Raw genomic sequence first — 12,637 nt, 5'->3', positions numbered from 1 at the left:
GCCGATGCGGCTGCAAAAGCTGCGGCCGATGCGGCTGCAAAAGCTGCGGCCGATGTGGCCGCGAAAGCCGCCGCCGATGCGGCCGCACAGCAGGCCGTCACTCAGCAAGCCGCCACTCAGGCGGCGGAAGTCGCGGTTGCCGGGACCGTATCGCAGGTGGCCTCGACCCGGATCGCCGATGTTCAACGGCAGACCGGCTCCTCAGCTGCCGCCGCCGGTATCCTGGCCGGCGCGAACACCGTTTCGGCCCCGGCGCCATCCTCAATTGACAGCAATATTGTTTCCATCGAACCCGACAGCTATTCCGCGCATGTGCAGCGTATCGAGGTCGATGGAGTGGTTTATAACTTAGATGAAGAGGGTAAAACCGAGGGGGCTACAACTGAATAGTTCAACATCCGATAGTCGCAACATCCTGCGTTGCGGGGTCGCCACGCAGGTCCACATTTAATTTTTTGGAGAAAAAACATGAATCGATTTTCAAGACACACCGGCAACGTTATTTCAGCGTTAGCATTATTGCTTGTGTCCTCCTATGCTTATGCCGTCGATTGCCCCGGCGGAAGTAATTTTTACTACAGCGCAACGGGCTCAGTGACGCCGACCACCACAACGATCAACGTTGCGGTGGCGTCCAATTTCAAGGATGCCGCGAAAGACTTGGCCAACGGCTACGTCGCCGGCACGTCCTATAAAGTCAACCTGTGCCAAGGTTCGTCCGGCACCATTTCTTCCAGCATTAACGGTGGTAATCCGTATAACATCGCATTATTCCTGTCCGCCGATCAAAGTTTTGCGGATGCGGTGACCGTAGCTTTGGGAAGCTCATTTCCTTATGCCAACGGCGTACCGGTGTTTTTGCTGTCGCCCAATGCTTACGGTTCCCATGTTGCGGCGGATTATTTTGCGACAGGGCAAACGCATGGCGCTACGGCAGATGGTCTGACATCATACGTGATCCTTAATCATGCTTCCGGTACACCTGCCGCAGGTACGATCGCGATCGCAAATCATAGCAGCGCACCTTACGGCATTGCTGCGAGTACCCAAATTTTATATCCAATGGGAGGTGGAACGCCTCCCAATGGATCGGGATACTCGGATTTGAGTACTCCGGCGACATATATTTATAACGCGACCACTAATACCGCATCGGCATGTAATGGCCTGGTTTCGGGTAGTCAGTGGCAATGCGAGTACAACAATGTCGATCTCACTTTGACGGCTATCGACAGCAATTCGGTAACCGGCGGATTTGTCGGCTGGTCCCAGGTGTGCAATTCCACTACCTATCCGACAAATCGATATGTGAAGTTCCCGGATTATGTGCTCGCACAGTACGGCGTTCTAATCGATATTGCCGATAGCACTCAGGAAACCGTCGCGGCGAATCTAGTGTCTTACATGGATGTTGGATCGGGCACATGGAACACGTTTTTGACTAACCACTGCTACGTAACGTTTTGAGTTTTTTCCTGATTTAATTGACCGGTCAAGCTAAAAACAGGGTTACGTTTTTTGCTTCGCTCGCCGGTATGCCGGCCGCCGCGCCTGCGGCGGCTGGCTTTTTCCTCCAGACATTATTATCGATTAAGCACATGAACCGACATTCTTGCTCCGCCGCCGCTGCAAAGCGCCGGCTATTGATTCTTTTCGCCCTGGTTCCGGGTTGTAGTTTTTTCGGCGTCAGCCAGGCTGCGCCCCCCGAGATACCCAACTACCGCGCCGGCGACGCGGTCAAGGACGCGCAACCGCCGCGCCGTCCCACGCCGCGCGAGTCGCCCGAGCCGGAAATCGTCGAGCAGGACACCCGTCCGCTGGTCCTGCCCAAAGGCGAAACGCTGATGGTGCGCGAGTTCCGGTTGGAAGGCGCCGAGTTTATTCCGGAAGCCGAGTTGCAGGCCGAACTCGCTCCCTATAAGGGCCGCGCGCTCGACATGGCCGAAATCCAGAAAGCCGCCGCGAAGATCACCGCGCTTTACCGGGGCCGGGGCTACCCAGTGGCGCGGGCCTATGTGCCGAAGCAGGACGCCACCTCGGGCGTACTGACTATCCGCATCATCGTCGGCAAGTACGGCAAGTTCACGCTCGACAATCAGTCGCTGGTCAGCGACGGCATGCTGCTCGGTATGTTCGAGTCGTTGCAGGGGGATAAAGCGGTGTCGCGGGCCGACCTTGAGCGCGCGATGCTGCTGGTCGACGACATGCCCGGAGCGGCATTGCCCAAGCTCACAATCGTGCGAGGAAAAGCTGTAGGCACCTCGGATTTCAGTATCGGCGTGCCCAAGGACCAACGGGTCAAAGGCTATCTCTTAGGCGACAACCTGGGCTCGCGCTACACTGGCGAGTATCGCCTGAGCGGCGGCGCGTCGTTGAATTCGCCGTTGGGCTTTGCCGATCAGCTCAACCTGCGCGGGATGGTCAGCGACGGTACCGGGCTGGTCAACGGCAGCGCGTCGTACAACTTCCCGCTGATGGATAACGGTCTTCGGGCGGAATTCTCGGCGGCGGTGACGACTTACGAACTGGGCTCCACTTATTCCAATCTCAATGCGACCGGCGATGCCTTTTATTTTGAGTCAACGCTGAGCTATCCGCTGCTGCGCAGCCGCGAGGAAAGTCTTTACCTGGCGTTCGGAGTGGCGAAAAAGCTGCTGCGCGACAACATCGGCGTGTCGAATCTCAGTATTTCCAGGGAGGCTGAAACCGCCACCTTGAGCTTGCGCAATGAACATTGGGGTTCTTTATTCGGCATGGGGCTCTACAGCAACGTGACCGGAGGCTTTACCTACGGCAATCTCGATTTCGACGACCCTGCGCAGAAAGCGCTGAACAAAGCCGGAACCAACACCGCCGGTGATTACGCGCGGCTTAATATTGATTTTTCCGCGATGCTCTCGCTGAGCCCGTTGTGGAGCCTGAACGCTACGGCCGGCATGCAGAAGGCGCTGTTGGACAAGAATCTCGATTCCATCGAGCAGATAAGCCTGACTTGCAGCAGCTGCGGCGGCTTGAAGGTTTACCGCGAGACGGTGACCGGCGACAACGGTTTCATGGTGGGCACCGAACTACGCTATGCCCTGCCGGAGTGGGGCGGTATTAAGCATGCGGCCGGCGTGTTCGCCGACACAGGAGGCGTCTATGTGGAGCATACCGGTTATGCGCTATATAACAGCGTCCAGCTGTCCGACGTCGGCGTGGGTTATTACGCGGGCTGGGGGCCTTTCAATAGCTTGGTCCAGTTCGCGCATAGCATCGGACCGATCCCGGCTGCCGTGGCAAGCGCGGACGACTACCGGATACGGGCGCAGATCGGCGTGACTTTCTGAACGCTAAAGGAGACATCGATATGAATTGGGAATGCTTGGAGACGAAGGGCGAGGACATGTGCACCGTAGGCGGGAAGGGGAAATGAGACGATGAGCTTGCTGGCAGGGGCGAAGGCGATTTTATCCGGTTGCCGCTTCGGTGTTCTCGGCTTGGTCGTTTCTCTGGCGCTGCATGCGCTGGTGGCTATGAGTATATTCAGCGAAAACCGGACTAAGCCGCCCCTAAACGAAGAACTGGTCGTGCAGTTCGTCGGCATGGTCAGCAACCGTCAGATTGATCAGAAGCAGAAGGGCGACGACAGCCCGCGCAGTGCACAGAAAGCGCCCGTGCCGCCGCTCCAGGAGGTCGCGAAAAAGACGGCGAAGAAAGCACAGAGTCCGGTAAAGCCGAAGAAACTGCCGGAGAAGATCGAGACCACGCCCACGCCGGCCCCAGTCGAGCAGGCGATGCCCAAAGGGGCTGAAGTGCAGCAGGTGCAGCAAACCTTAATGCCGCGCGAATCGGAAGCAAGCCTGATCCGTAAGTATCTCGCCGGTCTTAAGCAGGATATCCAGAAGCATCTGGAATATCCGCAGGAAGCGCTCGACAGCGGTTACATAGGCGCGCCGGTGATCCGCTTTACCATTACCGAGAGCGGCGATATCCTGCCGGGCTCGCTGGCCATCAATAAGAGCAGCGGTTCGGACCTGCTCGATGAAAAGGCGCTGCAGGCGGCACGAGGCTCCGCACCGATGGCGAAGCCACCGCGGCAGATGACGGTGACGATTACGCTGGCATTCACCCAGGACGGGTGATTTAGCTCCGATTATCGCCGATTCAATTCGAGCTGGATGGGATGAAACGCCCGCAATAGGTCGCTGACTCATCCATCCATCTGGATTAGCTCAACAAGGACGTCAACTGCCTGAATTAAGGACGATTTGGGCAGACGACAGGGATAGTTGCACGGAATGATTTTAAACAAATAGAACGGTAACGAAAATACTATGAACCATACTTTGAATTTTTCCGAAACCGCCATCGTCGATGGCACGCTGTGGCTGCTGGCCTGCTTCTCAGTATTGACCTGGAGCGTGATTTTGCTGAAGTCCGGCGAACTGCTTTGGCACCGCTACCGGATGAATCAACTGATGCCGCAAATCAATCTTAACGAACTGATTGCCGGTGGAACGGAGCAAAATCCACTGCAAGGCAAGCAATTGGCAACACCGGTCGGCCGCTTATGGCAGGTGGGCCGACAGACCTATGTCATGGCCAGGGCGCAATCCCGGAAAACCCTGCACCATTCCGCCGCCTGGCATGAGCTGATCGAACGCAGCCTGCGTCAGCAACTGCAAAAGGAACGCGCCTTGTTCGATTCCGGCCTGGGCTGGCTGGCCAGCATTGGTACGACGGCGCCGTTCGTGGGTTTGTTCGGGACTGTCTGGGGCATTATGCACGCATTGAAAGACATCAGTGCGAAAGGCAGCGCCAGCCTGGAAGTGGTGGCCGGACCGATCGGCGAGGCTTTGATTGCGACTGCGGTTGGTCTGGCGGTCGCGATTCCGTCGGTGATTGCCTATAACATTTTTCTACGCCAGAACCGGCTGCGGCTTGCGCAATTGGAACATTTTGCCACCGATTTTTTACGCGCCTGCATTGAAAACGATTTAAGCAACGCTGACCGGGAGAACGATTATGTCCATGCACCTGCCTAACGACGACGAAGGCGGCGAAATGAGTGAAATCAACGTCACGCCAATGGTGGACGTGATGTTGGTGTTGCTGATCGTGTTTATCGTCACCGCGCCGTTGCTGACCCAGGTGGTGAAGGTTGAACTGCCGAAAACCGAACAGACCGAGCCGACGCCGGACAAGCACGTAGCCATCCTGGCCGTTACCGCCGGCGGCGAGGCGATGCTGGACGACAAGCCGGTGCCTCTGCCCAATCTGGAAGGCGAACTACAGGCCTTGCAGAAACGCGATCCCAACATTAGCGTTCAGTTGCAGGCCGACAGAGCCGCCGTATTCGATTCGGTAGCCAAGGTCATGACCAGCGCTCAACGCTCCGGGATCGGCAAGTTGTCCTTCGTGACAGTGGAGCAATAAGATTGGGTATCAAATAACCTGAATTCGGAATAAGCCATTAAGCTGAATGCAAGAGATTGACCTTGGTCAGAGACAAAGTGAGCTGGCAATAGGCAGTGATGCCCGCCATCAAGTTGACCGAAAAATTAAAGTAGAGCGGGTGAAGCGTGTGCTCAATCCGGCGTTATCGAACACGGTGTCGATCAGCGAATGGCGGCGCACGGGCTTCATGTTTTCCTTGAGGGGGTGATCAGATGGAGCCAGTGCTTCAGTGAGCCATTGAGCGTTATAGCCGGTAGTTTTCATGGTAAATAGTAACAACTACCTATTTGTTTGCTAATCACGTTTGGAATATCCTGTTAAAAAGACAGATGAATGTTGGGTGGGGTTTATGCATTATCCAATCAATAGTCCTAACGTTAAAGCTTCCGGAATCATTGAGGTTTTTTCACCCTATGACGGAAAACCAGTCGGTTCGGTTGAATGTATTGATGCCGAAGGCGCTGAGGTCGTTTTAAAAAACATGACCGAGGTTTTTCGTGACAGGAAAAACTGGTTGCCGGCTCATGAACGTATTGCCATTTTGGAACGTGTAGCCCTGACCATGCAGGCACGTTCCGAACAATTAATAGCCGTCGCCATTGCCGAAGGCGGCAAGCCTTATTCGGACACCCAAATTGAACTGTTAAGGGCTATCGACGGTATCAAAATTTGTATCGAATGCCTACGCTCCGAACATGGTACCGAAATCCCCATGCAGTTAAATCCGGCATCGATGAATCGACTGGCTTTTACTCATAGAGAACCTATCGGTCCTGTCGTTGCGGTCAGTGCGTTTAACCATCCGCTTAATTTAATCGTCCATCAGGTCGGTCCGGCGATTGCTGCAGGTTGTCCGATCATTATTAAACCGGCACGGGAAACTCCGCTATCCGCTTTTGCACTGGTTGAACTTTTTCACCAAGCCGGATTGCCGCTTGCTTGGTGTCAGCCGGTTATGATTGACGATAATAGGGTTACCGAAAAATTGGTGACGGATAAGCGTGTAGCCTTTTTCAGTTTTATCGGCAGTGCCGAGGTTGGCTGGGCATTACGATCAAAGCTGGCGCCCGGAACACGTTACTCTTTGGAACATGGCGGAGTTGCACCTGTGATTATTGCCGAGGATGCCGATCTTAATAAGATATTACCTTTAATGGCTAAAGGCGGCTTTTATCATGCGGGCCAAGTGTGTGTTTCCGTGCAACGCATTTATGCCCATCAATCCATCGCCTATAAAGTGGCGTCCGAACTTGCGGTATTGGCAGAGCTGATGTCAGTAGGCAATCCTGCAGATACCGGCACTGATATAGGGCCTTTGATCCGGCATCGGGAAGTGGATCGCGTTGAATCCTGGGTCAATGAAGCCATCGCCGAAAATGCCGAGTTGATCACCGGGGGCAAACGACTTTCTGCTTCGATGTATCGGCCGACGGTGTTATTCAACCCTTCGGTAAACAGCAAGGTCAGTCAACAGGAAATATTCGGTCCGGTTATTTGCGTTTATGCGTATATCGACATCGACCAAGCGATTGATCAAGCGAACGCTCTGCCCTATGCCTTCCAGGCCGCTATTGCGACCCAGAATATTGATACCGCCTTATACGCTTTTAAACATTTAGCCGCATCGACGGTGATGATTAACGACCATACTGCGTTTCGTGTCGACTGGATGCCGTTCGCCGGTTTGCGCGAATCCGGCTATGGAACCGGCGGTATTTCTTATGCTTTCCGCGATATGCAGGTTGAAAAAATGGCGGTCATCCATTCTTCAGCTTTGTAGTTAGTTATACAGAATACGATCCGCTGACCGTTTCGCCGAAAGCATTAACTGGCAAATCATTTGTCGCGCTTGAAAATATACGTCCATCCGCAATGGATAGGCAGAACAGGGGACGATCCTATTGTAAATCCCTCAAAATTTCTGCCCCTACGCCTTGATCTGTTGTCTCACACGTATGCGTTTCGCCAACGTTCCCAACAGAAGGTATATCTATTTGATTGCCGCAGCCCCGGAGAGGGATGTCAATTTTGACCGATTTTTGTTGCAGAGGAAGATTCCCGGTTACTGTTAGTAAATCTTGGGAAGCATCCGATACGAGACCATCCCCTGTTGTGAAATTAATCAAACCGGACAATGTGGGTTGCCCCGTTCCAATTATCGAAACATAGGATATATTGGCTGGAAGGGGATGAGTTGTTAAGTCGTTAAGAACGTTCAGAGCTGGACTATTGGGTTGTAAATCTTGGATTGCAATACTGTTTGGGTCGATTTGCAAAGATAGAAGATTGCAAATACCGATGTTACCGGAAATATTGAGGATATCGAAATTATTGTGACAGGCATCGGCCCAGAAACTTCCTTGATGCGGTGTCCCAACGCTAATGAGTTTGACAACATCTCCCCGATACGGAATTGTCGTTACGGCATTTAACTCGCGCGCCAATCCTTGCAGATATTCTCTTGCAGCAAGACCGCCCATGCTGTGGCTAATCAGCAGAACCTGCGTTTTTCCGGGGTTTGCATCTAAAACCGATTTAATGATTGCGGCTAGTTCGCCACCCTGCACATCAAAAGATAAACCCTGATTATCAGAGAAATTTAAGGTATAGAAGTCGCCAGCGTTGCCGGTACACGAAACAGACTGGCTTGGGTTGACTGGGCAGCTGATAGTTGTCGTTTTTGTGACTTGGTTGTAAGTCGGTATTCCGCCGAATATCCAGGTGGCATTGTTGATCAGGTAGTCTCTATAGGGTATCCATGTGTCGGCAGAAGACGCTATGCCATGAATAAATATGACAGGGTACAATACCGCTCCACACCCGGATTCTTTCAGCCAAACGGATATATCCCCCTGGTCCTGCGGCGAAACATCGTTCGGTCCCAAGTAATATATATGGTTGTCGGCGGAGGAAAAGCCCACATAAGCGTTGGTGTTGGGGTAATAGCGGTAGGTAAAGGTCGAAACGGATTGCACGCCTGATACCAATGGTGAAAACAGGTTGGGGTAGAACGTTTGCGCCCAATTCAACACGCACTCTATGTTGGGCTGAGCCGCGGCATCAGCTTTCACAGCGGAGTCAATAGCCGCTGCTGTGTTGCAAAATATAAAGAAAAATATCAATCCTAGTCCGCGCGTTAGCAGGGAGTCGTTTTTGCGTTGTTGATGGTTCATAGTATTTTCCCTCGGCACAGAAACAAGGTAGCCGCAGACGGGTAAGTGATCTCGCCCATTAATAGGACTTCTAGGCGATACGGGTTTCTTGTCAAAACTTTTAAATACTATATGGGTAAAACCAGCCGTAGTCGGTACGGCAGCGCACTAACGGGCTGCTGAAAGCGTTAACAATTTATTTGTTGAGTTAATTTATTTCGAGCATAAAGCCATAGTGCGTGCGGAATAACGCGATAAACTGCAGTATTAAATCCAGCGGTTTTTCGCAAGTGTGTTCGTTCGGATAACATTGCGCCGGCTTGAGGAGTCCCAGACGTTTGTTATTACAAGCTCAGGCTTACCGGCGATTATGTTTGAGCAGCGTAGAGCGGGTTCTTTCACGGATGCGGTTGGAGCAATTTCGCCACCAACCCGGTCCAGCCGGTCTGGTGTGACGCCCCTAAGCCTTTGCCGTTATCCCCGTGGAAATATTCGTAAAATAGCAGGTAATCTTTAAAATGCGGGTCGTTTTGCAGTCTTTCATCGCAACCGTTTACGGGTCTGCGACCATTTGAGTCTTTGCGGAAAATCCGGGTAAGTCGCCGGGATAATTCATCCGCAACTTCATCGATAGATAAAAATATTCCCGATCCGGTCGGGCATTCTATTTTAAAGTCTTTGCCGTAGAAACCGGCAAAACGCCTGAGCGAAGTGATCAACAAATAATTGACCGGAAACCAGACAGGGCCTCGCCAGTTGGAATTGCCGCCGAACATGCAGGACTCGGCTTCACCCGGCTGGTAGTGTACGCCCATGGGCGTGCTGGCACAGCTAACCACGTAAGGCTGATCATGATAGGCACGCGACAGGGAGCGGACGCCGTAGTCGGATAGAAACTCAGTCTCGTCCAGCATCCGTTGCAGCAGTTTTTTCATCCGGTGTCCACGAAGCAGGGACAGCAAGCGGCGATCGCCGTGTCCCGGCTCGTTCCAGTCTGAGACTAATGCGGCCAAGTCGGGGCGGTAATCAAGAAACCATTTCATACGGCGTTTGAAGTCAGGCAGCTTATCAAGTAATTCAGGTTCGATAATTTCTACTGCATAAAACGGGATCAGCCCGATCATCGAGCGCACCCGGAGCGGAATCGCTTTACCGTCGGGGGAGCGCAGTACGTCATAGAAAAATTGGTCTTCTTCATCCCAAAGACCGATATGCTGATCGCCGCCGATGTTGCTCATTGCGTTGGCGATGTAGAGGAAATGTTCGAAAAACTTGGTCGCGATGTCTTCATAAACACGGTCATGCAAGGCCAGCTCCAGCGCAATGCGCATCAGGTTCAGGCAATACATCGCCATCCAGCTGGTGCCGTCGGCTTGGTCGATGTGGCCGCCGGCCGGAAGCGGGGCGCTACGATCGAACACGCCGATATTATCCAAACCGAGAAAGCCGCCCTGGAAGACATTGTTTTCATCGGCGTCCTTACGGTTGACCCACCAGGTAAAATTGATGATCAATTTGTGCATGATCCGTTCCAGGAAGTCGAGATCGCCAGTGCCATCGTTGCATTGGCATTCGGATTTATAGACCTCCCATGCGGCCCAGGCATGCACCGGCGGATTGACATCGCCCAATTTCCATTCGTAAGCCGGTATCTGGCCGTTAGGGTGCATATACCATTCCCGTGCCATCAGCAGCAGCTGGTTTTTGGCAAAGGCGGGATCGATCATTGCCAGTGTCACACAATGAAACGCCAGATCCCATGCGGCGTACCACGGGTATTCCCAAGTGTCGGGCATGGAAATGATGTCGGCATTGTTCAGGTGTTGCCAATCGCTGTTGCGTCCATTGAGACGCTGTGGCGGCGGCTGGATGGTTCCCGGATCGCCTTTCAGCCATTGCGGAATGTCATAGTAATAGAACTGTTTGCTCCAGATCATACCGGACAAGGCCTGACGTTGAATCAATCGGGCATCGGTATCCGTTATAGCCGTTTGCAGCTCGGCATAAAAATCGTCCGCCTCGTTGCGACGCTCAGCCAAAACGGCATCGAAGTCATTAAAAGGCTGTAAATTCTGATTTTTACTCAGGCGCAGACGCACTTCAACCTTGCCATGGGGCGGAACAGAAAAGCGGAAATGCCCAGCCGCCTTGGTGCCGTGTCGCTCCGGATTGACTGCGTGTCGATTGCTGTGGATGACGTAGTCATGAAAGGCATCCTTGAAATAGCCGGGAGTTTGCTGATGATATAAACGCGGTAGATTAGTTTCGTTATCGCAGAACAGCAGGTCGGGATCGCCGTCGAAATAGCAATGATAGCTGCCCAAGTCTGCGTGCTGAATCCTGATGCTGTCGGTTTCGTCGGCAAAAAGGGCAGGGCGGGTCGCATCGTAGCCCCAGCTCCAGGTATTACGAAACCAGAGTTGCGGCAGGATATGCAGCGGGGCGGCGTCGGTACTGCGGTTATGAGCGGTAATTAACATCAGGATGTCATCGACATCGGCCTTGGCGTATTCTATGAACACATCGAAGTAACGGTTGTCGTCGAATAGGCCGGTATCCAGCAATTCGAATTCCGGCCGATCTCTGCCGCGTTTGCGGTTCTCTTCAATCAGCGTCGTATAAGGAAATGCCTGTTGCGGATACTTGTACAGCATTTTCAGGTAGGAATGGCTGGGAGTTGCGTCGAGATAGTAATAAAGCTCCTTGACGTCTTCGCCGTGATTGCCTTCGCCATTGGTCAATCCGAACAAGCGCTCTTTGAGGATAGTATCCTGTCCATTCCATAGGCCCAAGCCAAGACACAGATGTTGTTTTTCATCGCAGAGGCCCGCGATGCCGTCCTCGCCCCAGCGGTAGGCGCGGCTGCGGGCGTGATCGTGGCTAAAATAGTTCCAGGCATCCCCGTCTTCACTGTAGTCTTCACGCACCGTACCCCATTGACGCTCACTCAGGTACGGGCCCCATAATCGCCAAGCTGCCTCGCCGCTATTTTGTGCCAGCATGCGATGTTTTTCAGTATTCACTTGGGATTTGTTGGCTGGTTTTGTCATGCTGGCTTCCACAATGGTTTAAGCATAATTCGGCAGTTACCGTAGGCCGGACAACTGCTTTCCGTTGCCCGACATTTGACTGCGGGAAAACCTATCCGGTACCACATCGACCGGCCTTGATGATAGGGGCATCACATATTTATATCTTTATGTCTGATACCCGACAGACACGCTATATATACCTGATTACGATCAGCTATACGACTTTTTAAGCCGTATATTACTGTTATGAAATCATATTCAAGAGGAACAATTATGAAACATTCAATGTTATTAATCTTGCTAATTGGGGCGCTTGCATTAAGTAACTGGAAAGAAGGTCAAGCACAGACCGGAAGCCAAGGAGGAAATACCGGTTCTTCCGATACGTCAGGCACCGGGAACGATTCGCAAAACCGGGGAAATGCGGGCTCCTACGACAAGAAAGACAGTCATCGTAATAAAAGAAATAAAGCAAACGCCGGAGTTCCGGGCGCTAAAGGCAGGGATAGTTCAGGTAGGGGGTCGGAATCGGGCACTGGAGGTGTGCCTCGATAATAAGGAGGGAGGCCACTTTTTTTATAAGAAACTGTGGTCTCAAATCTTTACTAATTTCAATCAAAATAACCCATTTGGCGCTTGCAGCCGCCAATAAGCGATGCAGGGCGTTATCGTTATTTGTGGCTGAGGTCTCGTAGGTCTTTGTTGTCGGTTGCAGCCTTTATAGAGTTAAGTACCGGAATTAGCGATATCTTTCAGCAATTCCAGTACTGAAACATCACAGGCTCCGCAGCCTGAGCAAGCGCCGGTCATTCTGGATATGCCGTCCAGATCGTCGATTCCATTATTCACTAGCTCTTTAATTTGCTCTTTAGTTGTTCCACTACAGTGACAAATAACGTCCTTTTTGTCCTGGTTAATATCATTCATAGTGTCTTGGTGCTTTCAGTATGCAGCCGTAAAGTACCTTAACGGGACACCGTTAGAGCACTTAGTGTGAGATCTACAGTAGAGTTC

Annotated in this window: 12 protein-coding genes; 9 read left to right on the top strand and 3 right to left on the bottom strand. The window is 52.5% G+C overall.

The window, feature by feature from the left end:
• The 8 genes from V7051_RS19550 to V7051_RS19515 form a co-directional block, all read left to right on the top strand.
• On the top strand, positions 1-390 hold a 390-nt coding region (locus V7051_RS19550), incomplete at its 5' end, for a hypothetical protein (RefSeq protein WP_333873623.1).
• Between the two features lie 78 nt (positions 391-468).
• Positions 469-1,467, top strand: a complete 999-nt coding sequence (locus V7051_RS19545; protein WP_333873624.1) for a substrate-binding domain-containing protein — start codon at positions 469-471, stop codon at positions 1,465-1,467.
• Between the two features lie 17 nt (positions 1,468-1,484).
• Positions 1,485-3,329 (top strand): ShlB/FhaC/HecB family hemolysin secretion/activation protein, encoded by a 1,845-nt coding sequence (locus tag V7051_RS19540; RefSeq protein ID WP_333873625.1) that lies wholly within the window; start codon positions 1,485-1,487, stop codon positions 3,327-3,329.
• 90 nt (positions 3,330-3,419) lie between these two features.
• The gene (locus V7051_RS19535; protein WP_333873626.1) at positions 3,420-4,124 is read left to right on the top strand and encodes a TonB family protein; all 705 of its coding nucleotides are present in this window, start codon (positions 3,420-3,422) and stop codon (positions 4,122-4,124) included.
• Between the two features lie 192 nt (positions 4,125-4,316).
• Positions 4,317-5,027, top strand: coding sequence for a MotA/TolQ/ExbB proton channel family protein (locus V7051_RS19530; protein WP_333873627.1), 711 nt, complete (start codon positions 4,317-4,319; stop codon positions 5,025-5,027).
• On the top strand, positions 5,008-5,418 hold the full coding sequence (locus V7051_RS19525; RefSeq protein ID WP_333873628.1) for an ExbD/TolR family protein: 411 nt from the start codon (positions 5,008-5,010) through the stop codon (positions 5,416-5,418). Before V7051_RS19530 ends, V7051_RS19525 begins: the two co-directional genes overlap by 20 nt.
• A 46-nt stretch (positions 5,419-5,464) precedes the next feature.
• The gene (locus V7051_RS24730; RefSeq protein ID WP_442919732.1) at positions 5,465-5,647 is read left to right on the top strand and encodes a hypothetical protein; all 183 of its coding nucleotides are present in this window, start codon (positions 5,465-5,467) and stop codon (positions 5,645-5,647) included.
• Between the two features lie 141 nt (positions 5,648-5,788).
• Positions 5,789-7,219, top strand: coding sequence for an aldehyde dehydrogenase family protein (locus V7051_RS19515; RefSeq protein ID WP_333873629.1), 1,431 nt, complete (start codon positions 5,789-5,791; stop codon positions 7,217-7,219).
• A 118-nt stretch (positions 7,220-7,337) separates the two neighbouring features.
• Here the strand turns inward: V7051_RS19515 and V7051_RS19510 are convergent, their stop codons facing one another.
• Both V7051_RS19510 and V7051_RS19505 read right to left on the bottom strand, forming a co-directional pair.
• Positions 7,338-8,612, bottom strand: coding sequence for an esterase/lipase family protein (locus V7051_RS19510; protein ID WP_333873630.1), 1,275 nt, complete (start codon positions 8,610-8,612; stop codon positions 7,338-7,340).
• Between the two features lie 377 nt (positions 8,613-8,989).
• Positions 8,990-11,641, bottom strand: a complete 2,652-nt coding sequence (locus tag V7051_RS19505) for an MGH1-like glycoside hydrolase domain-containing protein (protein ID WP_333873631.1) — start codon at positions 11,639-11,641, stop codon at positions 8,990-8,992.
• A gap of 255 nt (positions 11,642-11,896) precedes the next feature.
• Here V7051_RS19505 and V7051_RS19500 point away from each other — a divergent pair, with 255 nt between their 5' ends.
• The gene (locus V7051_RS19500; protein ID WP_333873632.1) at positions 11,897-12,178 is read left to right on the top strand and encodes a hypothetical protein; all 282 of its coding nucleotides are present in this window, start codon (positions 11,897-11,899) and stop codon (positions 12,176-12,178) included.
• 171 nt (positions 12,179-12,349) lie between these two features.
• Here the strand turns inward: V7051_RS19500 and V7051_RS19495 are convergent, their stop codons facing one another.
• Positions 12,350-12,550, bottom strand: coding sequence for a (2Fe-2S)-binding protein (locus V7051_RS19495; protein WP_333873633.1), 201 nt, complete (start codon positions 12,548-12,550; stop codon positions 12,350-12,352).
• Positions 12,551-12,637: the final 87 nt, after the last annotated feature.

This window comes from Methylobacter sp. (assembly GCF_036845245.1).
Taxonomy (GTDB): Bacteria; Pseudomonadota; Gammaproteobacteria; order Methylococcales; family Methylomonadaceae; genus Methylobacter_A.
This window is presented reverse-complemented; position numbering and strand designations above follow the sequence as displayed.

Bases quoted from the DNA above. Each gene is read 5' to 3' on its own strand.
- V7051_RS19545 (WP_333873624.1), top strand. From the start codon at position 469: ATGAATCGATTTTCAAGACACACCGGCAACGTTATTTCAGCGTTAGCA.
- V7051_RS19535 (WP_333873626.1), top strand. From the start codon at position 3,420: ATGAGCTTGCTGGCAGGGGCGAAGGCGATTTTATCCGGTTGCCGCTTC.
- V7051_RS19530 (WP_333873627.1), top strand. From the start codon at position 4,317: ATGAACCATACTTTGAATTTTTCCGAAACCGCCATCGTCGATGGCACG.
- V7051_RS19525 (WP_333873628.1), top strand. From the start codon at position 5,008: ATGTCCATGCACCTGCCTAACGACGACGAAGGCGGCGAAATGAGTGAA.
- V7051_RS24730 (WP_442919732.1), top strand. From the start codon at position 5,465: ATGCAAGAGATTGACCTTGGTCAGAGACAAAGTGAGCTGGCAATAGGC.
- V7051_RS19515 (WP_333873629.1), top strand. From the start codon at position 5,789: ATGCATTATCCAATCAATAGTCCTAACGTTAAAGCTTCCGGAATCATT.
- V7051_RS19510 (WP_333873630.1), bottom strand. From the start codon at position 8,612: ATGAACCATCAACAACGCAAAAACGACTCCCTGCTAACGCGCGGACTA.
- V7051_RS19505 (WP_333873631.1), bottom strand. From the start codon at position 11,641: ATGACAAAACCAGCCAACAAATCCCAAGTGAATACTGAAAAACATCGC.
- V7051_RS19500 (WP_333873632.1), top strand. From the start codon at position 11,897: ATGAAACATTCAATGTTATTAATCTTGCTAATTGGGGCGCTTGCATTA.
- V7051_RS19495 (WP_333873633.1), bottom strand. From the start codon at position 12,550: ATGAATGATATTAACCAGGACAAAAAGGACGTTATTTGTCACTGTAGT.